The following is a 24,456-nucleotide window of genomic DNA, read 5'->3' as shown; positions in this document are numbered from 1 at the left end:
AAAATAGGGGTTTAATCTAACTAATATATAAAAAGTTATAATGAGTTTTGGCATCAGAGCGGGTGCGCATTATACATTTAATGATGAAAATAAAATGGTTATACAATTTACTTCCATCGTATAGATAAAATATTGATAAGCATTATTCCTTTTATTCCTCGCCGTGTTGGGCATCACTGCTGCCGCAAACTGTCACTTGCCGGCGCTAGCCTGTCCCCCTGAGTTCAACGTTGCAGGAGAACGGCTATGCAAGATTTCAAACATCGGGTGGCGCTGGTGACCGGCGCGTCCACCGGCATTGGCGAAGCGATCGCCGCCGAGCTGTTTCGGCGCGGAGCCACGGTGGTGATGACCGGCCGCCACACAGCGCCTCTCACCGCCGCCGCCGCGCGGCTCGATCCCGACGGCCGGCGGTTGATGACGTTGCGAATGGACGTGCGCGACGCGCAGTCGGTGCAACAGGGTATTGAAGAGATCGTGCGGCGCTGCGGCGCGCTGCATCTGCTGGTCAACAACGCCGGGATCACCGGCCCGCACGAGGTGGATATCGATCGGTACGCGGTCGAAGATTGGCATGAGGTGATCGCCACCTGCCTGAGCGGCACGTTTTTCGGCATGAAGTACGGCCTGCCGGCGATCGTCGCCGGCGGCGGCGGGGCAGTGGTGAACCTCTCTTCCGCCAACGGCGTGGTGGGCATTGCCGGGATTGCGCCCTATACCGCCGCCAAGCATGGCGTGCTGGGCCTGACGCGCTCGGCGGCGCTGGAATTCGCTACGCGCGGCGTGCGCGTCAACGCCGTCGGGCCGGGTTATGTAGATACGCCGGCGATGGGGGAACTGCCGGCGTCGGCGCGGGCGCAGATGGCCGCTTCGCACCCGATGGGGAGAATGGCGACGCGGGAAGAAGTGGCGAAAACGGTGGCTTTCCTGCTTTCGGACGACAGCAGTTTCACCACCGGTGCATTTTACAGCATCGACGGCGGTTATACCGCGTGCTGAGCCAGCGCCTGCAGCCAGCGGAGAAACGCCGCTGCGCCGGGTTTTTCCAGCGTGCGCGGCGGGTAAACCACGTAGTAGGGTTTGCTGAGCGGCAGCGCCGGTTCGGCCAGGGTGACCAGCCGGCTTTCCGCCAGTTCACCGGCGATCAGCCGCCGCTGGCCGAGCAGCACCCCGCGCCCTTGCACGGCGGCGTCGATGGCCAGCGAGGTCAGGTTATAGGTCAGCCCGCGCCGCGGCGGCGGCGACCGATCGGCGGCGGTGAACCACTCGTGCCAGCCCGGCAGAAACTGGCTCTCCTTGCCCCAGTCGACGTGGATCAGCGGCAGCTGCGTCCAGTCGCCGCGATCGCGCAGCGCCGGGCTGCATACCGGCTGCACCCGATCCTGAAACAGCTGCACCTTTTCCAGCAGCGGGTAATCCTGATCGCCGAAGCACAGGGCGAAATCCGCCGCCGAATGGGCGAAATCGACCGCCGCATGGGTCGCGTGCAGCCGTAGATCGCCGTCGGGGCACTGCGCCAGCCAGTCGCCCAGCGCCGGATTCAGCCATTTAGACGCCAGCGCCGGCAGGGCGAACACCGTCAGCGCCTGTTTGCCGCGCTGGCGTTCGACGTGTTGCTGCGCCACGCGCAGCGTTTCAAACGCCTCCTGAACATAGGCCAGGTAGTCCGCGCCCTGTTCGGTCAGCGTGACGCCGCTTTTGGCGCGAATGAACAATGTGATGCCCAGATGTTGTTCGAGCTGGCGGATCTGCTGGCTGACGGCGGCGGCGGTCAGCGCCAGCGCATCCGCTGCGCGGGCCAGGCTGCCGGTGCGAGCGGCGGTTTCGAACGCCAGAATGGCGCTCAGCTTGGGCAAGCGCGCACGGGACGGTGAGTGCATGAGCAGGGCTTATCGCTAAGAATTCGTTAGCTTATCCATAACGTATTTTTGTTATGGCGGCAATGCGGCATTCGCTACAGTGAGAGGCATCCGGCTTTCGCACACGAGGGGAACGTCATGCCGCCACTTGCCGATATTATCGATCTGTCCGCCCATCCCATCGATGACGCCGCGTTCCGCGCCCGCTGCCGACAAACGCTGGCGCGCGCCGGCGCGCTGGTGCTGCCGGGATTTCTGCGTGAAGCCGCGCTGGCGACGGTGCGGCTGGAGGGCGCTGAACAGCACCATGCGGCGTTTTACGCCACCAGCAAACACAACGTGTATCTACGGCCGCAGGACGACGCGCTGCCGGCCGATCACGCGCGCAACCGGCTGGTGGTGTCGTCCAAGGGGTGCATTACCGACGAGGATATTCCGCCGCAGTCGCCGTTGCGCGCGCTGTACGATGCCCCGGCGTTTCGCGCGTTCCTGTGTGCGGTGCTGGGCGAGGCGCAGCTCTACCCCTACGCCGATCGGCTGTCGTCGATCAATCTGCATTACGCCCATACCGGTCAGGAGCTGGGCTGGCATTTTGACAACTCCTCGTTCGCCATCACGCTGCTGATCCAGAAACCGCAGGCGGGCGGGCGCTTCGAATACGTGGAGAACCTGCGCGACGCCGATCGCGGCGAGATGAACTATGCCGGGGTCACGCAGGTGCTCGACGGCGAGCGGGCGGTCAAACAGCTGGCGATGGAGGAGGGGGATTTGGTGCTGTTTCGCGGGCGCAACGCCATGCACCGGGTGACGCCGACCGAAGGCGACACCACGCGCATGCTGGTGGTGTTGGCCTACAATGCGCAGCCGGACGTGATGCTGTCGGAAAGCGCCAGAATGACGTTCTACGGGCGGTTATAGCGGATAAAAAAAACCGCCCCGGAGGGCGGTTTGTCGATTCAGCGTTGGCTCTGTTCTTCGTGAGCCTGCTGTTCCAGCTTCACTTCCTGCGCGCGTTTGCGCAGGCCGAACCAGCCCAGCGTCAGCAGCACCGCCAACACCGGAATGGTGGCGATGGTCCAGGTGCCGTTCGGGTAGTCGAAGGCCATCATCACCACCACGACCAGCAGGAACGCCAGCGTCAGCCAGGAGGTGAACGGCGCGCCCGGCATTCTGAACGACACCGGCTGCGCGCGGCCTTCGCGCACGGCTTTACGCAGGCGCATCTGGCAAACGATGATAAACGCCCAGGAGGCGATGATGCCCAGCGAGGCGATGTTCAGCACGATCTCGAACACCTGCGCCGGCACCAGGTAGTTGAGCACCACGCCGATCACATAGATGCCGCAGGTGACCAGGATGCCGGCGTAAGGCACCTGCTGGCTGCTCATTTTGGCCATCAGCTTCGGCGCGGAGCCGCCCATCGCCAGTGAACGCAGGATGCGGCCGGTGGAGTAGAGGCCGGAGTTGAGGCTGGACAGCGCGGCGGTCAACACCACGATGTTCATGATGGTGCCGATGTAAGGCACGCCCAGCTTGCTGAAGAAGGTGACGAACGGGCTTTGGCCGGCCTGATAGGCGTTCCACGGCAGCAGCAGCACCAGCAGCACCACGGAGCCGACGTAGAACAGGCCGATACGCCAGATCACGCTATTGATCGCTTTAGGCATCATTTTGGCCGGATCTTTACACTCGCCGGCGGCGGTGCCGATAAGCTCGATGCCGGCGAAGGCGAAGATCACCCCTTGCACCAGTACCAGAGCAGGCAACAGGCCGTGCGGGAACATGCCGCCGTTTTCGGTGATCAGGTGCATGCCGGTGGTGTGGCCGGCGACCGGGGTGCCGGTGCCTAGGAAGACGACGCCGACAATCAGGAACAGCGCGATGGCGGCGACCTTGATCAGCGCGAACCAGAACTCCATCTCGGCGAACCACTTCACGCCGATCATATTCATGGTGGCGACGATACCGAGCGCGCCGAGGGCGAACAGCCATTGCGGCACGTCGGCGAAGGTGCCCCAGTAGTGCATGTACAGCGCCACGGCGGTGATGTCGACGATGCCGGTCATTGCCCAGTTGAGGAAATACATCCAGCCGGCGACGTAAGAGGCTTTTTCGCCGAGGAATTCGCGGGCGTAAGAAACGAAGCTGCCGCTGGAAGGGCGATGCAGCACCAGTTCGCCCAGCGCGCGCAGGATGAAGAAAGAGAAGATCCCGCACACCAGATAGACCAGCGCCAGCGCCGGCCCGGCCAACTCAAGACGGCCCCCGGTCCCGAGGAACAAGCCGGTGCCGATGGAGCCGCCGATGGCGATCATTTGGATTTGCCGGTTGCCCATGCTTTTGTGATAACCGGATTCATGAGAGTCTAGCCAGCGTCTTCTGGCGGCGTGTTTGTCATCCGCCGACTGTTTTTGTGAGTGCATTATCCGTCCTGTTTACCTGTCTATGTTAACCCTGCTCTTACCGAGAGCAAACGATTGCTATGACCAATCGTCATGAGAATGAGGTCGTGGCATCATTCCGCTGTTTATTGTGTATACAGCCATCATTAAAATAACGGCGAAGCATGCTACCTTTTCTCCGTAATGGTGGCAAAAAATACTGTGCATAAAACGTGAACAAGTGTGTTTATTTTTTAATCCAAATATAAAAGGATATATTATTCAAAAAGATGTGATGTTTTATCAAGACGGAAATATCGAAGAATAAAAAGTGATTAAAATCACAAAATAATAATTACCGTGCAAATTACAGGGTGTTGTTCTTATATTTCGCGACGAGAAATAAGAGGAAGGAAATGGCGACCCGCGCAGAAAATGGGATAAGCAACGGGTCGGTGGGGGCGTAACGAGTCTTAGGCCGATTCACCGGCCGGCAGGGCCGATGCGGGCAGGCCGAACAGCTTGTCGAACGCCCAGTTAAACAGGAAGGTGTAGCAAGGAATGATGACGATCAGCGCCATATCCAGCAGCAGCGCCTGCCACAGCGTGATGCCCATCCACCAGGCGATCAGCGGGATCAGATACACCACCAGCGTCAGCTGAAAGCCGACGGCGTGCAAAATGCGGCGTTTGAGCGTGCGGGTGCGCGACACCTGGCGGCTTTCCCACCACTCGAATAAATAGTTGTAAATAAAGTTCCAGCTGACCGCGATGGTGGTGATCACCACCGCCAGCGGCCCGGTGCTGCTCGGCGCATGACCCGACAGCAGCGCCAACCCCAGCGCCGAGATCGCCATGCCGATGATTTCATAAGCGGTGACATACACCAGTTTGCGTTTGACGCCTTGCATCGTTTTCTCCCGATCTGTTTTTAGTTGCCTCTGTGGCGACGGCGGCTAAGATAACGTCAATTACATTGATAGAAAAAGTCAGGAGCTGTCAGTTTTACTGACAGATAAAACAATGAATTTTTCCAGCGACAATATCGAACTGTTTTTGGCGGTGCTCGATCGCGGCTCGTTTTCCGCCGCCGCCCGCGCGCTGCGGCGCGTGCCCTCCGCCGTCAGCATGGCCATCGCCAACATGGAGGCGGAGCTCGGTTTTACCTTGTTCGACCGTTCTCACCGTGAACCGACGCCGACTGCGCTGGCGCTGGCTCTGGCGCCGCACGCCCGCCTGATCGCCGGGCAGCTCAAGCAGTTGCAGGTGCACGCCATCGAACTGTCCCAGGGGCTGGAGAGTCGGCTTTCGATCGGCGTGGCGTCGGATATCAACGGCGCCGGCCTGCTGGCGGCGGTGAAAACGCTGTCGCAGCGTTATCCGCTGCTGAACATCGAAGTGCTCAGCGCGCCGCAGGACGACGTGTTGCACATGCTGCACGAGGGGCGCATCGGCGTTTGTCTGGCGTTCGGCGGGCTGAACGTCAACAGCGCGGAACAGTTCCACTTCGTCGGCGCGGAGTCGCTGGTGGCGATGCTGTCACCGCAGCACCCGGCGCTGGACGGTGCGGCGGGCGAGCTGTTTCTCGAGGATCTGGTCAACGTGCGGCAGATCATGGTGGCCAGCCGCGATCTGCCGATCGGCGATCTGCGTCCGCAGGTGGCGGAGGCTTACTGGCGCACCGACAGCCTGCCGATGGCGCTGAACATGGTGGAAGCGGGTCTGGGGTGGGGCAATTTTCCGCTGTCGTTGGCCGAGCCGCTGCTGGCGCAGGGGCGGTTGGTGCGGCTGAAGTTCAAAAACACCAAGAACGAGCTGCGCTTGCCGATGCATTTGATCTGGCTTAAGAATCGCCCGTTGGACAAAGCGGCGCGCGAACTGGTCGCGCTGATGCGCGCGGCGCCGCAGGAAAGCTGACGCCCGCTGCGTTTGCTTACTCCGGGTGGCGTTTACGCCACCAGAAACGCACCAGCAGGATAGCGGCGATCGCCAGCGCGACAAACAGCAGGCTGGAGAGCTTTTTGTCGAAGCCGGTAACGAAGCGTTCGATCGCCTGGCCGCCAAAATAGCCGAGCATGACGAAGATCGTCGCCCATAAAATGGCGCCGAGGATGTTCAGCGGCACGAAGCGCGACGGCGGCAGGCGGCTGGCGCCGATCAGCACCGGGCCGATGATGCGGAAACCGTACATAAAGCGCACCCCGATAACGAACAGCATCGGGTGGCGGGCGATCAGCCTTCTGGCGCGCGCGATGCGCTTTTCCTGCCCCTTGAGCCGCGAGATGACTTTGCCTTCGAACCGGCGGCCGGCGAAGTACAACAGTTGGTCTCCCATCATGCCGCCGAGCGCCACTACTGCGATCACCCACGGCCAGTGCAACAGCCCTTCATGGGCGGCGATGCCGCCCAGCAGCGTGATGGTTTCCCCCTCAGCCAGGCAGCCGATAAACAACGCCCAGTAGCCATAGTCCGTAATGTAGTGGGCCAAATCGGTCATTCCTTACTCCTTATGTGACTGACGCATAAGGGCAAGTATACGCCCGATCGCTAGCCTTGGGCGATCTGGGCCACCAACGCTCTGCGCTGCGCCAGACTTTCCGCCATTTGTGCCTGTACCCTGGCGTAAATGTGCGGCGGGGCCAGTTCCGGCGTGCCGCCCGTGAACGGCGGGGCCGGGGCGTATTCCAGATAGAGTTGGATCGTTTGGGCAGTGTCTTCGCCGTGCAGTTCGGCGATCAGCGCCAGCGCGAAATCGATGCCGGCGGTAACGCCGCCGCCGCTGATCACGTTGCCGTCGCGCTCTACGCGTGCAGCGCTGGGTATGGCGCCGAACAGCTTCAGGCTGTCGCGCATCGACCAGTGGCAGGCGGCGCGTTTGCCCGGCAGCAGGCCGGCGGCGGCCAGGATCAGCGAACCGGTGCATACCGAAGTCAGATAGCGGGCATCGGCGCCCAGCCGCCGGATTTGCTGCATGAATGCTTTATCCTGCAGCGCCTGGGTGCAGCCGCTGCCGCCCGGCACGCACAGCACATCGCAGCGTGCGATCTCCGGCAGCGGGCGCAGCTGGGTGAAGTGCAAGCCTTCCGACTCGACATCCGCGCCGTCTACTGAAGCGACGATGATTTCCGCGCCCGGCATGCGGCGCAGAAACTGCAGTGGGCCAGTGAAATCGAGCTGGGTGACGCCTTGATAGATGGGAAATACAATCACGAGTGGTTCAGACATGACATTCGCCTCATTTTTATCGTTGGACCTGAGCCATAATAGCCGCCCTGCATTTGGCTGATATGACAGATAACCCTCAAAAAGCGCCATCATGAAAACGATCGGTTTTGTGGTTTTTCCCGGTTTCAACCTGCTGGACTTTGCCGGCCCGCTGGCGGCGTTCGATAACGTCAACCAGTTCACTGACCCGCCGGCCTACCGCTGCGTGGCGATCTCGCCGCAGGGCGGTATGGTCGCCAGCTCGGCCGGGGTGGAAATCGCCACGCAGCCGTGCGGCGACGAGCGTTTCGATACGTTGGTAGTGGCCGGCGGCAGCGGCAACGTGATGGCGGCGCAGTCACCGGCGCTGGTGGCGTTCCTGGCCAACCAAAGCCGACGAGCGCGGCGTATCGCCAGCGTATGCACCGGGGCGTTTATTCTGGCGGCCTGCGGGCTGCTGGACGGCAAACGCGCCACCACTCACTGGTATCATGCGGCGCGGTTGCAGCAGAGTTATCCGCGTATCCGCGTCGACAGCAACCGCATTTTCATCCGCGACGGCGATATCTGGACCTCGGCGGGCATCAGCGCCGGCATCGATCTGGCGCTGGCGCTGATCGAGGACGATCTGGGCGCCACCCTGGCGGCGGCCGTGGCGCGGCAGCTGGTGGTCTATCACCGCCGCCCCGGCGGGCAGTCGCAGTACTCGCTGCTGCTGGCGTTGAACCCGTCGTCGGATCGCATGCGCGCCGCGCTGTCGTACGCGCGTGAACATTTGCACCAGCCGCTGTCGGTGGCGGATCTGGCCGACGCCGCCTGCCTGAGCGAGCGGCAATTCGGCCGGCTGTTCCGCGCTGAAACCGGGCAGACGCCGGCCAAGGTGGTCGAGCAATTGCGGGTAGAGGCGGCCAGGGTGCGCATCGAAGAGAGCGCCGAGCCGCTGGAAGCGATCGCCCGCTCGGTGGGGTTCAGCGATCCGGAACGCATGAGGCGGGCGTTTATCCGCGTATTTGGCCTGTCGCCGCAGGCGATCCGCCGGCTCGGCCGCGCGGGATAACTTTTTTGCCACGCCTGGCGGCGGGGCACACCAGAGGAGCAACGGATGTATCAGGATTTTGACAGTGAATTGAGCTGGGCGATGCGTCATATGCCGCGCACCCGGGCGGCGGTGGCGGCGTTGCCGGACCTGCACGGGGTGCGGCTGGCGTGCAATATGCACCTGGATCTGAAAATGGCGCCGCTGGTGGCCGGCCTGCTGGACAAGGGCGCGGCGATCTTTCTGACCACCTGCAATCCCACTACGGTGCAGGACGACGTGGTGGCCTGGCTGGAACGGCGGGGCGCGCAGGCCTATGCCTGGCGTGACATGAGCGCCGGCGAATGGTCGGAATCTTTCGATCGCGCGTTGGCCTGGCAGCCGACCCACCTGTGCGAAATGGGAGCGGATTTGACCACCCGTTTGCACCAATCGCCGAACGGCCCGCAGATCGTCGCCGGGCTGGAGGCCACCGGATCGGGCATCAATCGGTTAAACGGCGTGGCGCCGCGCTACCCGATCTTCAACTGGGACGATCTGCCGGTGAAAGAAGGGCTGCACAATCGGCATATGGTTGGGCTGACCGCCTGGCACACCTTCTTCCAGACCACCCATTTGACGCTGCATGAAAAGCGCGTGCTGGTGATTGGCTACGGCCTGGTCGGGCAGGGGACGGCGGCCGCGGCCAGGGCCTACGGCGGCCAGGTGATGGTGGCGGAAATCGATCCGGCGCGTGCGCTGCAGGCGCGTTATGACGGCTGGCAGGTGGTGGATCTGGCGAGCGGGGTCGCGCAGGCGGACGTGATCGCCACCGCGACCGGCGCGAAAAACGTGCTCTCGGCGCAGCATCTGCAGCAGGCGCAGTACGGCGTGTTTATCCTCAACGTCGGCCACGTGGCGGAAGAGATCGACGTCGGCTTCCTCAAAGGCCTGCCGCACCACGAGCCGATGCCTTATGTGAACGCTTACCAACTCAATGAGAAGACGGTCTATTTGCTGGCCAACGGTTCGATGTTCAACCTGACCGCCGGCTACGGCGACAGCCTCAACGCCTTCGACGTCACGCTGGCGGTGATGGCGGCCGGCATCGGCCATATCGTCGGTGCAGGGGCGCGGCAAACGCCGGGGTTGTACCTGTTGCCGCAGTCGGCCTGGCAGCCGGCGCTGTAACTTTTTCTACGCGGGCGTTCATCCCAGAGCGCCCGCGGGCTGTGCCGATTTTCGGCCGACAGAATTTGTCACAAATCCGCCCTATAATCCCAGTGCCAAGCGCTGAACCCTCACATATAATTCGCTGAGTTCAAGCCCCCATTTCAGAGTAATGCCTGTGAAAATACGTGTTTTGGTTCTGACCCTGCTCGCTTTGCAGGCGGGCGCAGGCTTTGCGCCGCGCGCGCTGGCCAGCGGCAACGCTGCCGCCCTGCACGCCACCCAGCCTGAGCTGGCCTCCGGCAGCGCGATGGTCGTCGATATGCAAACCCATAAGGTGATGTACGCGCGCAACCCGGATGAAGTGGTGCCGATCGCCTCGATTACCAAGCTGATGACCGCCATGGTCACGTTGGACGCGCACCTGCCGCTCGACGAGATGCTGTCGGTGGACATCCACCAGACGCCGGAGATGAAAGGGGTGTATTCACGGGTGCGGCTGAACAGTGAAATCAGCCGCAAAGATATGCTGCTGCTGGCGCTGATGTCGTCGGAAAACCGCGCGGCCGCCAGCCTGGCGCACCACTATCCGGGGGGCTACAACGCCTTCATCAAAGCGATGAACGCCAAGGCCAGGGCGCTGGGTATGACCAACACCCATTACGTGGAACCGACCGGGCTCTCTATTCATAACGTGTCGACGGCGCGCGATCTGACCAAACTGCTGATCGCCACCAAGCAATATCCGTTGATCGGCCAGCTCAGCACCACCACCGAGCGCATGGCCAGCTTCAAGGATCCGAACTACACGCTGCCGTTCCGCAACACCAATCACCTGGTGTACAACCCGAAATGGAACATTCAGCTGACCAAGACCGGTTTCACCAACCAGGCGGGGCACTGCCTGGCGATGCGCACCGTGATCGGTAACCGCTCGGTGTCGCTGGTGGTGCTGGACGCCTTCGGCAAATACACCCATTTCGCCGACGCCAACCGTCTGCGCAGTTGGATTGAAACCGGCAAGGTGACGCCGATCCCGGCCGCCGCGCGTGACTATCGCCGCCAAAAAGACGCCCGTCTGGCGAAGAACGACAGCGAATAACCCGCCTGGCGGCCTGCTCTTTTGCTGCAGGCCGCTATCGGCCCTCGGGCCGCCTGATGACAAATCCCCGCTCGCGATCGCCGTCGAAACCCGCTTTGAGATAAAGCTGGTGCGCGCCGGTGCGTTGCTGTCCCGACAGCAGCATCACCTTGTAACAGCCCTTGCGCCAGGCCAGCTGCAGCGCGTATTCGACCATCGCGAGCGCCACGCCGTGGCCGCGATAGGGCTCCGCCGTCACCACGTGCTCGATGACGCCGAACGGCTGCGCCTGATGCGCCAGCCCCGGGATCAGCGCCAGCATGCAGGTGGCGATCGGCTGTTCCTCGTCCGCCGCCACCACCAGGCGGATCGCCGGATCGTCCAGCAGGCGTTGCAGGGCACGGCGCGCGTCGTCGGCGCGCAGCGGCGCGTCCTGCGGGCGCAGCTCGCGATACAAGGCTAACAGGCCGTTGAGATCGTCCGGCTGCGCCAGGCGATGAATGATGCTCATGATTGCTCCTTTCCGCCGCTTCAACGGTAATCCGCTATCCTCCATTAATACCACAACGATTGTCGGAGGGGATGTTATGAGTCAGGTTTCGACCTTTGTCATGTTCCAGGGAGAGGCGCAGCGGGCGATCGACCTTTACAGCCAGGTGTTCGAGCGTTTTCGGCTCATGCAGGTGCAGCATTACGATCCGACGCCGGACGGCCGGCGGTTGATCAAGCATGCGTCCATCGATTTCGACCGGCAGAACCTGGTGTTCATCGACAGCCCGATCAGCCATGACTTCAGCTTCACCCCGGCGGTGTCGCTGTTCATCAACCTGCCTAACGAAGAAGCGTTGGAGCGGGCGTTCCACCGGCTGGCGGAAGGCGGCAAGGTGCTGATGCCGCTCGATGACTACGGCTTCAGCGCCCGGTTCGGTTGGCTGAACGATCGTTTCGGCCTCTCCTGGCAGCTCAATGTGCCGGCGGGCGATCTGCCCTGACGCCAAGGGCGTGCAAAAGGGATGGTAGCGCCTGCGGTTGTTTCATATGCTTACCCCCGTGGTGGCAGGGAGTTCTGCCGTGGGCAATACCGACAACATTCATGGAAAGGTGCGCTTTGATTGATTTTGACCGCTATGTTGAGCAAGCGAAGTCTTACGGCGAGTGGCCGGGCGGGCATGTGGAGATGTCGTCCGGTCGCGTTGAGGGATTGAGCTATCGCCTGTATCGGCAAACTGCCGCGAATGAAGACGTGATGGTGGTGTATCACGGCGGCGGGGTTAACAGCGCCGCCGGGTATGACGTTCTTGCGCGCCAGTTGGCGGCCGAGCCAACGCTCGCGGTGTGCCTGGTCGATATTCGCGGACATGGCGATTCCACGGGAGAGCGGGGGACGGTTGAGCGGCCTGAGCGTATTTGGCGCGATGTCGATGTCATCCTGGCGGAAATGCGCCGCCGGTTTCCGTTGGCGCGCAGGCACCTGCTGGGCCATTCGAGCGGCGCCGGGATGTTGCTCAACTACCTGACCCGCTATCCTGGCGAGCAGCAGGCGGACAGCCTGATCCTGCTGGCGCCGGAGCTGGGGCCATTTTCCGGCATAGCCCGCGATCTGGCGGCGGCTCGTTTTGCCCAGGTGCGTCAATGGCCTTTTGTGGCCAATGCGCTTAGCGGTGGGCGATGGTTCGGGCAATCTCGGGCGGTCAGCCTGAATTTTCCCCCGGCCGTGCTGGCCGCCTCCCCCGATTTTGTCTGCCAATACAGTGTCAATATGGCTAACGCGTTGACGCCTCGCGCCCCGGCCAAGCAACTGGCGGCGCTGCGATTACCGACTTTGCTGCTGGCGGCCGCGCAGGACGAGTTGTTCAATGCGCAGGCGATGCAGCGTTTCGTTGAACAGCATGGCAGCGTGCATGTGGCATTGGGTTTGCTTGAGGGGAGTACGCATTTATCGTGCGTCTTTGATGCCCATCGCCTTGTCCTTCAACATATCTCGCGCGCGTTCGCTATCGGATCCGATGAGAGGCTGTCAGGCGAGAGGTTTTAACGTCCACCCGGCGTTTTCCGAGATCCTCCCATATCCTTTTATGACGCTTTACCGCTATGCTAAACATAGAATGGCCCGTGAATATGAAAAGGATGAATCATTTTGGCAGGAAGTAGTTTACTTACCCTTATCGACGACATCGCCTCATTGCTGGACGATGTCTCTTTAATGAGCAAGATGGCGGCGAAAAAAACCGCCGGGGTGTTGGGGGACGATCTGGCGCTCAACGCGCAGCAGGTCACCGGCGTTAAAGCCGACCGCGAGCTGCCGGTGGTGTGGAGCGTCGCTAAAGGCTCGCTGATCAACAAGGCGATCCTGGTGCCGTTGGCGCTCTTGATCAGCGCCTTCGCGCCCTGGGCGATTACGCCGCTGCTGATGGTGGGCGGCGCCTACCTGTGTTACGAAGGGTTCGAAAAGGTGTTTCACAGCCTGAGCCACGGCAAGGCGGCACAGGAGGAAAAATCGGACGGGCCCGGCGCCAATGAGGATGCCGCAGCCTATGAGAAGCGCAAGGTGAAAGGGGCGATACGCACCGATTTTGTGCTGTCCGCCGAGATTATCGCCATCACCTTGGGCACGGTCGCCGGCGCCACCTTCAGCCAGCAGGTGATCGTCTTGTGCGGCATCGCCGTCGTGATGACGCTCGGTGTGTACGGCATTGTCGCCGGCATCGTCAGGCTGGACGATCTGGGGCTGTACCTGAGCCGCAAAGGCAGCGCGTTGGCGCGCGCCATCGGCAGCGGCATCGTGCGCGCCGCGCCTTATCTGATGAAAACGCTGTCGATCGTCGGCACTGTCGCCATGTTTATGGTCGGCGGCGGTATTCTGACCCACGGTCTGCCGCCGGTGCATCACCTGTTCGAAGATTGGGCCTCGTACACCACCGTGGTGCCGACGTTTGGCCATCTTTTGCAGGGTGTGGTTCCGGCCCTGCTGAACGTGGCGTTCGGGCTGGTGGCCGGCGGCGTGGTGCTGGCGGTGGTATCGGCGCTGGGGGCGGTACGCGCGCGTTTCAAGGCATGATGAAAAGTCTCGCCCCGGAAGGGGCGGGACGTATTAAGCGCATTAAAAGATCAGTTTGAGAACGCCGGTAATCGTCAACAAACCCACGATAAAGATGATGGCGACTATCCACAGAATAATTTTCATTTGATTCTCCCTTACCGGTTAAAGGTGGCGTGCGATTGGCGCTAACTCAATGAAATCACTCTTCACTATAGACGCTAACTCCCTATCGTGCGTCGCCATGCCTTCAAGGATGCTGATTGTCGCCCGCGCCCAGCGCGCGCTGCATGATGTGGGTGTCGCGCCATTCCCCCAGCTTGAATCCCACGGCCTTTAACGTCCCGACGCTGGTAAAGCCGAGCGACTGGTGCAGCGCCAGCGAGCCGCGGTTGGCGGCGGAATCACCGACGATCGCCAGCATCTGGCGCCAGGGGCCTTGCTCGCAGCGGGCGATCAGTGCGCTCAGCAGCGCCTTGCCGACGCCTTTGCCCTGCTGCCCTTCGGCGATGTACACCGAGTCTTCCACGGTAAAGCGGTAAGCCGGCCGGGGGCGATACGGCGTGGCATAGCAGTAGCCCACAATACGGCCTTCACTTTTCGCCACCAGCCAGGGCAGCCCGGCTGCTTGCACCTTGGCCAGCCGCAGCTGCATTTCCGCCAGCGTCGGCGGTTGTTCTTCAAACGAGGCGGCTCCGTGCAGCACGTGGTGGGTGTAAATACGCTGCACGGCGGCCATATCGTCCGGTGTGGCGTCAAGGAGGCTGAGTACGGGAGCGGAGAGCGTCATGGTGATGGCTGTTTACCTTGAAAATCAGCGGATAAACGCCATTATGCGCGCCGCTTGCCGCCGGGGTAAATCGGGTTTTCTTATGGTGAGATAAGAAAACCCTATGGGGTCGTCAACCGCGCATCAGCCGGGTCACGGCCTGGCGCAGATAGGCCAGCAGCGGCGGAGTCAGCCAGGTGCCCTCGGTCAGCGAGGGTTCCCGTTCCATCGCTTCGCGGATCTTCATTTGCGTCGCCGGGTTGGTGCCTGCATAGGATTGGAACAGCGCCAGCCAACTGGCCGCCAATCGCACTGCCTCCGGCGAATCGGACGGTATGCCGTCGTTCATCGCTTGATGGAATTGAGCGATCAGAGCCGGCCACTCCTGCAGGCGGGTGAAATAGTGTTGACGCACATAGGCGTACTCTTCCGCCGACAGGTATTTTTGATAGACAGCCAGCTTGGTTTCGGCAAAGGCGCGGGTGATGTAGTCCGTCATCGTCGGTGTAATGCCGGTCTGTTCGCGCATCGACGGTTCGTCGGCGTGCATGGCGTTCAGCCGGGTGAGAAAGGCCGGGTTGCCGGCGGTGTCGCGCTCCAGCATCAGCATCCAGCGGCGCGCCAGCGCCTGTGCCTGTGGCGCCTGAGGTTCGACGCCTTCCGCCATCAGTTGTCCCACGCTGCTCACCAATGCAGCCCATTCCTGATTGCGGGTGGGATCGGCCTGGTAGAACGGCAGTTGCGCCAGCTCATCGGCGGTAAAGTATTTATCGTACATGGTCATTAACTCCAACGTAGTTAGCCAGTCGTTCAGTTCTGGTTCGTGCCCGGCGGAGAGTTGGGCATGCATGTATTGCAGCCGGCCGCGCAATGCGGCGATCTGTGCCAACTGCTGGTCCAACATGGCGATCTGCTGCTCAATCACCGCCGGAAGCGCCAGCCCTGAACGCGCCAGAATTGCCCCGACTTCCGCCAGCGAAACGCCCATCCGGCGCAGCGCCTGGATGTGGTGCAAGCGGGTGATGTCAGCCCGGTTGTATAAACGATAACCGGCGTCGGAACGCGCAGAAGGGACCAGCAAGCCAATGCTGTCGTAGTGATGCAGTGTGCGAACGGTAATGCCGGAACGGCGCGCCAGTTCGCCGACTTTCAATAACATATGTAGCTCCTCCCTTGTGCGTGCCAGGATACTAAAGCCTGACGCCACGTAAGGGTCAAGAGCGGGAAGAAAAGATGACGTTTTAAAAATCGGTGGGCGCTTGATAGGCAAAAGCCCAGCTGGATGGCTGGGCTTCGCAGGTCCCTGAAAGGGAGGGTATAACATAAGGGCCTTTATCGGCTACGGCGACAATTTCACCTGATTTGTCTGTTTTGTCAACAACAGCGTACTGGTCAGAACAGCATATTTTTGGCGTTGATCGACTTAATGACGGCGCGTTGTATGTCAGCAACAAGCTCGCGCGACAGACACTGGGTAAGAAAGCCTCTCTCTTTACGGGCTCTGTTCAGCCGTTGGCGGCTGACTTGCTGCACCAGATCGCCCTTTGCCCAGCGGGTTTGCGGATGAAAGAATCTCATATCTTCGATGAGTTCACGCGTAATTTCGATGTGCAATCCCCGTTCGATCTTGTTCGAATCTCTGGTGGTCGACAGCGGTACGATAATGCAGGCGTTGCCGTTAATTTTGCCATTTAACACAACAACTAAACGGTTCTTCACCATTTCTGGTGGAATGTGGCCATCATAAAAGCCGGCTTCATGCGGTTGGCAGACTGATAGGGGATAGTTGCCATAGTTGCACTCAAGAATTTCCCCGACCTTGGGGGCAAATTTGATCGGCATCGAGACACTCCTTTGTTGTGAACAATCCGTGTTATGGAGGAATGAGCATGCGGGCGTTTTGCTTTTAGAGAAAGGTGTGGCGTAAGGAAACGGGGAATGAAAGTGAAATATTGCGGATTCGTACGCAGAATCCGCCTTGATGGTGGCCGAATTTACCAGCCTTTCACCGCGCCGCCGTTGAAGATTTTTTCGGCGGCTTTGGCCACTTCATCCGACTCATAGGCCTTGATGAAGTTCTGCACGTTCGGCGCGTCCTTGTTGTCTTCGCGGGTGACGATGATGTTGGTGTACGGCGAGTCTTTATCCTCGATGAAGATGCCGTCTTTGGTCGGCGACAGGCCAGTCTGGTTGATGTAGGTGGTGCTGATGACGGCGACGGTGACTTTCGGATCGTCCAGCACGTGCGGCAACTGCGCGCCTTCCAGCTCCATGATCTGATAACGATGCGGGTTGGCGCTGATGTCCAGCGCGGTAGGCAGCAGCCCCTTACCAGGCTTCAGGCTAATCAGCCCGGTTTTTTCCAGCAGCAGCAGGGCGCGCCCCAGGTTGGTCGGATCGAGCGGGATGGCGATCACCGCGCCGTCCGGCAGCTCTTTCAGCGATTTTATCTTTTTGGAGTAGCCGGCCATCGGGAAGACGAAGGTATTGCCGACCGCCACCAGCTTGTAGCCGTGATCTTTGTTTTGCTGTTCGAGGAATGGGCGGTGTTGGAACACATTGGCGTCCAGTTCTCCCTTGTCGGTGGCGTCGTTCGGCAACAGCGAGCCGCTGAAGCCGACCAGCTCGACGTCCACCCCATATTTCTCTTTCGCCACCTGCCTGGCGACTTCCGCCACGTCCTGTTCCGCGCCGTTGATGACGCCGACTTTGATATGGTTTTGGTCGGTTTTTTGATCGCAGCCCTGCAGCGCCAATACGGCGGCGAAGGCCGCCGCCAGAGGGGTGATACGCCAGCGTAAGGTCATCGAAGTCTCCCTGAAAAGAACAATAAAATCAGTTGGTTTTTGTTCTTACAGCTAAGCCTGAACCGCCGATGAAGTCAAACGCTCGTTCAGCATAAACGGCTATAGCTTATAGCCGTTATGCAGCGGGGAGTTATCGGCTGAGCGAACGCAGCACGACGATGCCCGGCGTAGCCATCACGTAATCCATAAAGGGCGAATCGACCACCCGCATGTTGGCTTTGCGCGAAGAGGCGTTGCGCAGCACCGGGCCGTTGTCGGTCATCACGAAGATGCCGGTGTGGGTCACGTCCAGCCCGGCGAGGTTGGTGTAAATGCCGATGTAGTCGCCGGTGCGCAGTTGGGCCAGCACCTTGTCGTCGACGCGGTCGCTGGGAATGTAGGTCACGCTGCGCTGTACGTTGGGCAAACCGGGCAGGTAGCTGCTGCCGTCCGCCTTCTGGTTGAGGTTTTTCACGAGGGTGACGGCGTGTGGGCTGAGCTGGGCGGTGATGTCTTCGGCCACTTTTTTCGGCCGCTGCGCCCAGTCGGTGAAGAAGTGTTTGCGCTGCGGGAAGGCGATTTTGCCGTCGACGTAGCGAATGTCTACCAGACGCTGAACGAACTCGGTCTCGCTGCGGGCGGTGCTGAGCGCTTCCACATAATCGATGTAGGTGAAGCAATCCAGCCCGCGGAAGTCGATCACCAGTTGCTCGGGCGTGCTCTGCGAGCCGATCAGGCGGTTGGCGAGGTAGAGCGTGCCGAGGAATTCACGCGAAATCAAATCGACGGTGCGGCCATGCGGCTGCGCGGCGGGCCAACCGGCGCGCAGCGCGAGGATCTCACGCAGCTTGCTGCGGGTGCTGGCGTCTATCTGCGGTTGCAGGTTCGGCGGCGAAACGGCGGCGTCGGTCGGCGGCGTTGCGGGGGTGACGGCGGTGGGGCGATCGGCGCATCCGCTCATGGCGATAGCTAACATCAGTAAAACAGCCTTGTTCTTGTTCATACGGCCCTCCCTGGGTGTCGCTGGTTTATCAGAGTAAGTGATAACAGTTCTCATCCGATGGTAGGGGTTAAAAAGTAAACATAGCCTCAATGGCAATCGATAAATCAGTAACCGATTTCGCTATTGAACGGCAAATACCAGAACAGCGCGATTTCGTGATCGGCGATCTCCGGCTCGGCGCGGTACAGCAAACGATCGATGCCGCCGAGAATAAACCCGTAATGCTGGTAGCAGCGGCAGGCCGCCAGATTGTTGTTCTGCGTTTCGAGCATCATACCTGAGGTTTCCTGCTGCCGCGCCCACTGTTTGGCGCAGTCCAGCAGCGCCCCGGCGATGCCCTGACGGCGCGCGTCAGCGCTGACCGCGATCTCGTCGATCAGGGTGTAACCGTTCCAGTTTTTGCTCAGCGTAATATGGCCAACGGCGTCGTCCTGGCGATACGCCAGGAAGGTCACGCTGTCTTCGTTGGCGAACGGCGCCAGGGGATAGCGTTTGCGAAACGGTGCCACCGGGCGGGTTGGCCAGCTGTCGACCGGGCTGTCGAACTGCGGCAGGGCGTAACAGGCGATGGTGAAGCTGAAATCGCCGCGGGCCAGATAATCGTCGGGCAACGTCTCAATGGCCGCGATGCGGATGGCCGGGGTCATTACGGCAGCTCCCGCAGCAGACGCGCCGGGTTGCCGGCGTAGATCCCCTTGCGGGTGATGTCGCGGGTCACGACCGCCCCGGCGCCGATCACCGCGTCGCTGCAGATCTCCACCGCCAGGATCGTGGCGCCGGAGCCGATGGACACCCGATCGCCGATGCAGGTGCGCCCCCAGCTGGCCGGATCGGCATTGGGCGCGCCGTCTTTGAACAGATCGTTGGCGAAGGTGACGCCGTGGCCGACAAAGCACGCTTCGCCGAGGGTGACGTATTCGCAGATAAAGCTGTGCGACTGAATTTTACTGCGCGCGCCGATGCTGACGTGGCGCTGGATCTCGACGAACGGGCCGACGAAGACATCGTCACCGAGCCGGCAACCGTACAGATTGCAGGGTTCGATCACGGTAACGTTGCGCCCGGCTTCGACGTCGACGATCCCCGCCTGGCGGGTGGTGATAACGGATGACATGACCTTCCTCACAGCCTGGTTTTCATGGTGGGAGTATAAGACAAAGCGCCGCGGCGTTGCGCTTTCCGCACGTTTTTTCGCCGAAAGACTATAATTAGTACAGGGGAGAGAGCCCCGTGGCCGCAATCCTCGCACGGGTAGCAGTCCGTCAGAGGTGTGAAATTCGTTCGCCGATCGCGGCCTACGGCGAGATTGGAGGTGTCTCATGGTCAGTCATGTTTGGGGACTTCTGGCGCATCCCAGCGCCGAGTTCGAACAGATCAAAAGCGAGAATGAAAGCGTCTCGCACCTATACACCCATCACGTGTTGCTCTTGGCAGCCATTCCGGTGGTCTGCGCCTTTATCGGCACCACCCAGTTGGGCTGGCTCTCCGGCGAGGGACATGCCATCAGGCTCGACATGTTTACCGCGCTTTATACCGCCGTGGCGTTCTACCTGCTGATGCTGGCGGGCGTAGCGGCCATGGGGAAAGTCATTCACTGGATGGCGCGGCGCTATGAATCGCGCCCCAGCCTGCACCGCTGCATGGTGTTCGCCGGCTACGTGGCGACCCCGATGTTCCTCAGCGGGATTGTGGCGCTCTATCCGGTCGTCTGGCTGTGTCTGTTTGTCGGCATTATCGGCCTGTGCTATTCGGGCTATCTGCTGAATCTGGGGATCCCGCACTTCCTGAATATCGACAGTAAGGAAGGGTTCATCTTCTCCAGCTCGACCTTCGCTATCGGCATCCTGTTGCTCGAGCTGCTGCTTGGGGTGACGGTGCTGCTGTGGGGGTACGGTTCCTGGTTATTCTGAGTTAACGGCTGTTGTTGTCGCCCCCGCGCCGGTGGAACGGCGCGGGGGCTTTTGCTTTTATGCGCGGCGGAAAACCAGCATCACGCCGAGCACGATGCCCGCCATCCCCAACAGGCTCAGCGCGGCCAGCGCGTGGCCGAGCAGCAGATAATCCAGCAGGGCGGTCACCGCCGGGATCAGATAGAACAGGCTGGTGACCTGCACCAGGTTGCCGCGCTGGATCAGGCGATACAGCAAGAACGTCGCCAGCACCGAGATCACCACCGCCATCCACAGCAGCGGCAGCACGAACTCAGGCCGCCAGTCGACCCGCAGCGGCTCAAACGGCAGCGCCAGCGTACACATCAATAGCCCGATGGCATACTGCAGCGGCAAGACCGCCAGCGGCGGCTGTGTCATGCCCTTTTGCAGCAGGGTACCGGCGGTCATGCTCCCCAATGCGATAAAGGCGAACAGCATGCCGCTCGGCGAGAAATGAGCCACCATCAGGCTTTGGTACACCACCAGCGTCAGCCCGGCCATCGCCAGCGCCAGCCCGAATGCGCGCAGCCCGGTGCAGCGCCGTTCGGTGATGAACTGGGTGAGGATCGGCTGTACGCCGAGTAATGTGGCCAGCACGCCGGGCGTAATGCCCTGTTCCAACGCCAGCAGATAGCAGATCTGATAGCTGCCGATCATCAACACGCCGATCAGCGCGACGCGCCGGCGGGTGCCGGGGGCGGGCAGGCACTGGCGCCGCCACAGGCCGATGGCCAACAGCACCGCCAGCGCGATGGCGCAGCGGAAGAACAGAAAAGCGAAGGCGGAGGCGTGCTCCAATCCCCAACGGGAGAAGATCGCGCCGCTGCTCCAGAGCAGGACGAACAGCGTAGCCAGGCCGGCATTGGCCCAGAGAGAAGGTAATCGCATATCAATTTCACCTGTCGTGAAAATTACAGGCTCCGGCGCGCGCGGCGGTCTACGCCTGAACGCAACAGATCACTAAGCCGGAGGTAAAAAGTCGGTTTGGCTTAACGCACAACCACAAGGCGTGGCGGGTAAGCGGCAACCGCAGAAACGACAGAAGAAACGGCGGGTGGGGCGGAGGAAGCACACAGCAAAACGACGGCCGGAACGGTCGCGTTTGTCGGATCTGTACTGTGCGCCAGGTAGGTCATGTGAGTTCCTGAAAATCGGGAATGAGACGAATCGCTTCAAACATAACCAAGTTCAGCGGGGCGTGCAATCGGAAATCACAGAGACATTAATGATAATGAAAATCATTATCATTAATAAAAAGGTGTGCTATGTTGCTTTAACCACGCCGTTTTGACGCAGGGCGCGGCTTGCCCTCTGCCTTGCTTCACGCAGCGCGTGCGGCATAAGAGTTTGCGATTCGCTTTTGCAGAAGGCGAGCAATCGTGGTAAAAACACTGATATGTTATAATATAACAATTCATGCATGATGAATTCAGCTCACGACATCCTCCATGTTGATGGAGTTAGCCTGACCGGCCACGGCGGGGCATTGATACTCGACAACATCCATTTCGCGCTCCGCGCCGGTGAGAAGCTGGCGGTGATCGGCCCCAACGGCAGCGGCAAGTCCAGCCTGTTGCGCACCCTGATCGGCGAAACGCGGCCGGACAGCGGCGGCATTTACTGGCGAGGGCGCGCCTTGTCCGCGTGGCCGGCGGCGGAGCGCGCCAGAAGCATCGCCTTTCTGGCGCAAAACGATCTGCCGGATTTGCGGCTTTCGGTTGAGGATTACGTGGCGTTGGGCCGTTTACCGCATGGCGAACGCTCTGCGACGGGAAAGCGCATCGTTGATGAGGCCATCGGGGAAACCGGGCTGGCGCCGCTCAGGCACCACCCGTTGGGGCGGCTCTCGGGCGGCCAGCGCCAGCGCGCCGCACTGGCCCGGGCGTTGGCGCAGTCTCCCGAGCTGTTGTTGCTGGATGAACCGACCAATCATCTCGATCCGCGCGGGCGCTCGGCGCTGCTGTCGTTAGTGAAAAATAAAGATATCGCCGTGATTGCGGTGCTGCACGATTTGCCCGTGGCGGAGGCGTTTGCCGATCGGATCCTGGTGCTCAACGAAAGCCGCCAGGTAGCCTGTGGTACGCCCGAGGCGGTGTTGCAGACCCCGGTTATTCTGCCGGTGTTCGGCATGAACAGTTTCAAGGTGGCGCACCCCGTCAGCGGGAAAACGCTGCGTATTTTTGACGTTCCCCATTGCGCTTGATAAACCAGAGAGAAATATGAACACACGCGTATTCCCCCTGCTCCTGCTGCTGGCCGGCGGGGCGGCGGCGGCCGAAAAATTTCCCGTCACCGTAGACAGCTGCGGTTCGCCGATCACCTTCAACCAGGCGCCTCAACGCGCCGTCATCAACGACATCAACATGGCCGAGATGGTCTTTGCGCTCCATCTGCAGGATCGCATTGTCGGGCTGACCGGCATCACCGGCTGGTACAAACTGACGCCCGACTTCAAGGCCGCGATGGGCGCCATTCCCGAACTGGCACCGAAATATCCCGCTTTGGAAACGTTGCTGGCGGCGCAGCCGGATTTCTTCTTCGCCGGCTGGAATTACGGCATGAAGATCGGCGGCGACGTCACGCCGGAGAAGCTCGCCCCGTTCGGAATCAAAACGCTGGTGTTGAGCGAGAGCTGCGTGCAGGCCGGCGGGCGGCCGCAGAAGGCCGATATGAACCTGCTGTATGACGATGAGCTAAAGCTCGGCAAGATTTTCGGCAAGCCGCAAGAGGCAGCCGCGTTGGTTGAAGGCTGGCGCCGCCGGTTGGCTGCGCTGCCAGTCAGGACGGCGGGTCAGACGCCGCTCAAGGTGTTCGTCTATGACTCGGGGGGGAGAAGCCTTTTACCAGCGGCAAATACGCCATGCCGACGGCGATCATCGAAGCGGCGGGCGGCCGCAACGTGATGGACGGTTTGCCGGCGAGCTGGACGACGGCGTCCTGGGAGGCGGTGGCGGCGGCCGAGCCCGACTTCATTATTCTGCTGGATTACCAGACCGGTTCGGGGGCCGATGTGCTGCGGCGTTTCCTCGAGTCTCACCCGTTGATGAAATTGACCCCCGCGGTACGGCACCACCGTTATCTGAAACTGCAGTATGCGGAGCTGACGCCGGGGCCGGCCAACATCGGCGCGGTGGAAAAGCTGGCGCGGGCGCTGTACGCGCCGGAGGCTGAATGAACTCGCCGACCCGGCGATTTATGCTGCTCGCGCCGCTGGCGCTGTTGACGTTGTGCGGATTAATGGTCTGGAGCCTGCAGCTGGGCAGTGTTGCGCTGTCATGGCGGCAGGCGTTGGCGGCGTTAGGGCTCGGTTCGGCGCCCCTCTCCGGCATGCTGGATACCATCGTCGTGCAACTGCGAATGCCCAGAGCCCTGTTGGCGGCGTTGACCGGCGCCGGGCTGGCGATGACCGGCGCGTTACTGCAGACTACCACCCGCAATGAGCTGGCCGATCCTTTTCTGTTTGGGCTCTCCTCCGGCGCCTCCGCCGGCGCGGTGCTGGTCATCACGCGCTTCGGCGATGCGCTGGGCGCGCTGACGTTGCCGCTGTCCGCTTTCGCCGGCGGCATTTTGTCCGCGATGGCGGTGATGATCCTGTTTCGCGTCAGCCGGGTCAGGCGCGCCGAGCAGCTGATCGTCTGCGGCCTGGCGGTCTCGTTTTTGTTCAGCGCGCTCACCAGCTACCTGGTGTTTTCCGGCGATCAGCGGGCGGCCGGCTCGGTGTTGTTCTGGTCGCTGGGCGGGCTGGGGCTGGCGCGTTGGGATAATCTGTTCATTCCGTTGGCGAGTTTCGTGCTGCTGGCCGGGTTTACGGCGCTGCGTTGGCGGGCGCTGGACGCGCTGCTGGCGGGCGAGCACACCGCCCATTCGATGGGGGTCAACGTCGCGCGCCTGCGCACCGAGACCTTTCTGTGCTGCGCACTGTCCACGGCGTTTCTCGTTTCGCTGACGGGCGTGATCGGTTTTGTCGGGCTGATGGTGCCTTATCTGGCACGGCGCCTGGTGGGCGTGCGCCACCGCTTGTCCGTGCCGATGTGCGGCCTGCTGGGGGCGATGCTGCTGACCGGCGGCGACATGCTCAGCCGCAGCCTGATCCCCAATCAGGAGCTGCCCATCGGCATCATTACGGCGGGGCTGGGGGGCGCGTTCATCGTCTCCTTGCTGCTGCGTGCGGAACGCTGAATGGGCCATTGAAGGTCAACAGGAAGGTGAGGTGGCCCGCC

General features: G+C 61.3%; 26 protein-coding genes and 1 pseudogene. 13 read left to right on the top strand and 14 right to left on the bottom strand.

Translation table 11 applies throughout. The annotated features are described in order from the left end of the window. The first annotated feature begins 246 nt into the window (after positions 1-246). Entirely contained in the window at positions 247-999 is a 753-nt protein-coding gene (locus ACMGF9_RS17070) for an SDR family NAD(P)-dependent oxidoreductase (RefSeq protein ID WP_004939703.1), read from the top strand. Here ACMGF9_RS17070 and ACMGF9_RS17065 read toward each other — a convergent pair. Beyond that, a complete protein-coding gene (locus tag ACMGF9_RS17065; protein ID WP_118892342.1) occupies positions 984-1,880 on the bottom strand; it encodes a LysR substrate-binding domain-containing protein in 897 nt (298 codons plus the stop codon). The two genes, ACMGF9_RS17070 and ACMGF9_RS17065, sit on opposite strands and share 16 nt — an antisense overlap. A gap of 117 nt (positions 1,881-1,997) precedes the next feature. Here ACMGF9_RS17065 and ACMGF9_RS17060 point away from each other — a divergent pair, with 117 nt between their 5' ends. Continuing rightward, the gene (locus ACMGF9_RS17060; protein ID WP_118892341.1) at positions 1,998-2,777 is read left to right on the top strand and encodes a 2OG-Fe(II) oxygenase; all 780 of its coding nucleotides are present in this window, start codon (positions 1,998-2,000) and stop codon (positions 2,775-2,777) included. 38 nt (positions 2,778-2,815) lie between these two features. On the opposite strand, the gene ansP is transcribed toward ACMGF9_RS17060, so the two are convergent. Next, the gene (gene ansP / locus ACMGF9_RS17055) at positions 2,816-4,282 is read right to left on the bottom strand and encodes an L-asparagine permease (protein ID WP_118892340.1); all 1,467 of its coding nucleotides are present in this window, start codon (positions 4,280-4,282) and stop codon (positions 2,816-2,818) included. 431 nt (positions 4,283-4,713) lie between these two features. Further along, the gene (locus ACMGF9_RS17050) at positions 4,714-5,151 is read right to left on the bottom strand and encodes a PACE efflux transporter (RefSeq protein ID WP_004939694.1); all 438 of its coding nucleotides are present in this window, start codon (positions 5,149-5,151) and stop codon (positions 4,714-4,716) included. 112 nt (positions 5,152-5,263) lie between these two features. On the opposite strand from ACMGF9_RS17050, the gene ACMGF9_RS17045 reads away from it, so the two are divergent. After that, a complete protein-coding gene (locus tag ACMGF9_RS17045; RefSeq protein WP_118892339.1) occupies positions 5,264-6,157 on the top strand; it encodes a LysR family transcriptional regulator in 894 nt (297 codons plus the stop codon). 16 nt (positions 6,158-6,173) lie between these two features. Here the strand turns inward: ACMGF9_RS17045 and ACMGF9_RS17040 are convergent, their stop codons facing one another. Both ACMGF9_RS17040 and ACMGF9_RS17035 read right to left on the bottom strand, forming a co-directional pair. Then, the gene (locus ACMGF9_RS17040) at positions 6,174-6,737 is read right to left on the bottom strand and encodes a DedA family protein (protein WP_004939690.1); all 564 of its coding nucleotides are present in this window, start codon (positions 6,735-6,737) and stop codon (positions 6,174-6,176) included. A 50-nt stretch (positions 6,738-6,787) separates the two neighbouring features. After that, on the bottom strand, positions 6,788-7,465 hold the full coding sequence (locus tag ACMGF9_RS17035) for a DJ-1/PfpI family protein (RefSeq protein WP_021503986.1): 678 nt from the start codon (positions 7,463-7,465) through the stop codon (positions 6,788-6,790). Between the two features lie 91 nt (positions 7,466-7,556). Here ACMGF9_RS17035 and ACMGF9_RS17030 point away from each other — a divergent pair, with 91 nt between their 5' ends. From ACMGF9_RS17030 to pbpG, 3 genes are all read left to right on the top strand, one after another. Further along, positions 7,557-8,501: a GlxA family transcriptional regulator gene (locus ACMGF9_RS17030; RefSeq protein ID WP_015377043.1), complete on the top strand. Its 945-nt coding sequence runs from the start codon at positions 7,557-7,559 to the stop codon at positions 8,499-8,501. A 45-nt stretch (positions 8,502-8,546) separates the two neighbouring features. After that, a complete protein-coding gene (locus ACMGF9_RS17025) occupies positions 8,547-9,650 on the top strand; it encodes an adenosylhomocysteinase (protein WP_414160332.1) in 1,104 nt (367 codons plus the stop codon). A gap of 151 nt (positions 9,651-9,801) precedes the next feature. Next, positions 9,802-10,731 carry a D-alanyl-D-alanine endopeptidase gene (pbpG, locus tag ACMGF9_RS17020; protein ID WP_031299718.1) on the top strand — a complete coding sequence of 310 codons (930 nt, stop codon included), beginning with the start codon at positions 9,802-9,804 and terminating at the stop codon, positions 10,729-10,731. 34 nt (positions 10,732-10,765) lie between these two features. Here the strand turns inward: pbpG and ACMGF9_RS17015 are convergent, their stop codons facing one another. After that, on the bottom strand, positions 10,766-11,221 hold the full coding sequence (locus ACMGF9_RS17015; RefSeq protein WP_015377046.1) for a GNAT family N-acetyltransferase: 456 nt from the start codon (positions 11,219-11,221) through the stop codon (positions 10,766-10,768). Between the two features lie 76 nt (positions 11,222-11,297). Here ACMGF9_RS17015 and ACMGF9_RS17010 point away from each other — a divergent pair, with 76 nt between their 5' ends. The 3 genes from ACMGF9_RS17010 (at position 11,298) to ACMGF9_RS17000 (ending at position 13,768) form a co-directional block, all read left to right on the top strand. Further along, the gene (locus ACMGF9_RS17010) at positions 11,298-11,702 is read left to right on the top strand and encodes a VOC family protein (RefSeq protein ID WP_015377047.1); all 405 of its coding nucleotides are present in this window, start codon (positions 11,298-11,300) and stop codon (positions 11,700-11,702) included. 116 nt (positions 11,703-11,818) lie between these two features. Then, the gene (locus tag ACMGF9_RS17005; protein WP_226882943.1) at positions 11,819-12,745 is read left to right on the top strand and encodes an alpha/beta fold hydrolase; all 927 of its coding nucleotides are present in this window, start codon (positions 11,819-11,821) and stop codon (positions 12,743-12,745) included. A 102-nt stretch (positions 12,746-12,847) separates the two neighbouring features. Further along, positions 12,848-13,768: a DUF808 domain-containing protein gene (locus tag ACMGF9_RS17000; RefSeq protein WP_004939666.1), complete on the top strand. Its 921-nt coding sequence runs from the start codon at positions 12,848-12,850 to the stop codon at positions 13,766-13,768. 229 nt (positions 13,769-13,997) lie between these two features. Here the strand turns inward: ACMGF9_RS17000 and ACMGF9_RS16995 are convergent, their stop codons facing one another. From ACMGF9_RS16995 to ACMGF9_RS16965, 7 genes are all read right to left on the bottom strand, one after another. Then, on the bottom strand, positions 13,998-14,537 hold the full coding sequence (locus ACMGF9_RS16995; RefSeq protein ID WP_033645837.1) for a GNAT family N-acetyltransferase: 540 nt from the start codon (positions 14,535-14,537) through the stop codon (positions 13,998-14,000). Between the two features lie 112 nt (positions 14,538-14,649). Beyond that, positions 14,650-15,675 (bottom strand): MerR family transcriptional regulator, encoded by a 1,026-nt coding sequence (locus tag ACMGF9_RS16990; RefSeq protein ID WP_015377050.1) that lies wholly within the window; start codon positions 15,673-15,675, stop codon positions 14,650-14,652. A 233-nt stretch (positions 15,676-15,908) separates the two neighbouring features. Continuing rightward, entirely contained in the window at positions 15,909-16,358 is a 450-nt protein-coding gene (locus ACMGF9_RS16985; RefSeq protein ID WP_004939660.1) for a type II toxin-antitoxin system PemK/MazF family toxin, read from the bottom strand. 152 nt (positions 16,359-16,510) lie between these two features. Further along, a complete protein-coding gene (locus ACMGF9_RS16980) occupies positions 16,511-17,323 on the bottom strand; it encodes a MetQ/NlpA family lipoprotein (RefSeq protein WP_118892336.1) in 813 nt (270 codons plus the stop codon). Positions 17,324-17,453: 130 nt separating this feature from the next. Beyond that, on the bottom strand, positions 17,454-18,305 hold the full coding sequence (locus ACMGF9_RS16975; protein WP_118892335.1) for a DUF1460 domain-containing protein: 852 nt from the start codon (positions 18,303-18,305) through the stop codon (positions 17,454-17,456). Positions 18,306-18,409: 104 nt separating this feature from the next. Further along, a complete protein-coding gene (locus tag ACMGF9_RS16970) occupies positions 18,410-18,952 on the bottom strand; it encodes a GNAT family N-acetyltransferase (RefSeq protein ID WP_118892334.1) in 543 nt (180 codons plus the stop codon). After that, positions 18,952-19,419, bottom strand: a complete 468-nt coding sequence (locus tag ACMGF9_RS16965; protein ID WP_004939644.1) for an acyltransferase — start codon at positions 19,417-19,419, stop codon at positions 18,952-18,954. The genes ACMGF9_RS16970 and ACMGF9_RS16965 overlap by 1 nt, the downstream gene beginning before the upstream one ends. A 205-nt stretch (positions 19,420-19,624) precedes the next feature. On the opposite strand from ACMGF9_RS16965, the gene ACMGF9_RS16960 reads away from it, so the two are divergent. Next, the gene (locus tag ACMGF9_RS16960) at positions 19,625-20,215 is read left to right on the top strand and encodes a Yip1 family protein (protein WP_004939641.1); all 591 of its coding nucleotides are present in this window, start codon (positions 19,625-19,627) and stop codon (positions 20,213-20,215) included. 57 nt (positions 20,216-20,272) lie between these two features. Here ACMGF9_RS16960 and ACMGF9_RS16955 read toward each other — a convergent pair whose 3' ends face one another. Next, positions 20,273-21,124, bottom strand: coding sequence for a DMT family transporter (locus ACMGF9_RS16955; RefSeq protein WP_015377055.1), 852 nt, complete (start codon positions 21,122-21,124; stop codon positions 20,273-20,275). A gap of 598 nt (positions 21,125-21,722) precedes the next feature. Between ACMGF9_RS16955 and ACMGF9_RS16950 the strand changes: the two genes are divergently transcribed. From ACMGF9_RS16950 to ACMGF9_RS16940, 3 genes and pseudogenes are all read left to right on the top strand, one after another. Then, on the top strand, positions 21,723-22,439 hold the full coding sequence (locus ACMGF9_RS16950) for an ABC transporter ATP-binding protein (RefSeq protein WP_118892333.1): 717 nt from the start codon (positions 21,723-21,725) through the stop codon (positions 22,437-22,439). A gap of 16 nt (positions 22,440-22,455) precedes the next feature. Then, positions 22,456-23,411: pseudogene (locus ACMGF9_RS16945) on the top strand (ABC transporter substrate-binding protein). Beyond that, the gene (locus ACMGF9_RS16940; RefSeq protein WP_118892331.1) at positions 23,408-24,415 is read left to right on the top strand and encodes a FecCD family ABC transporter permease; all 1,008 of its coding nucleotides are present in this window, start codon (positions 23,408-23,410) and stop codon (positions 24,413-24,415) included. The pseudogene ACMGF9_RS16945 and the gene ACMGF9_RS16940 overlap by 4 nt, the downstream one beginning before the upstream one ends. Positions 24,416-24,456 lie beyond the last annotated feature (41 nt).

Source organism: Serratia sp. BNK-23 (genome assembly GCF_047456145.1).
Taxonomy (GTDB): Bacteria; Pseudomonadota; Gammaproteobacteria; order Enterobacterales; family Enterobacteriaceae; genus Serratia; species Serratia nematodiphila.
Note: the sequence above shows the minus strand (reverse complement) of the source record. Positions and strands in the feature narration are given on the sequence as shown.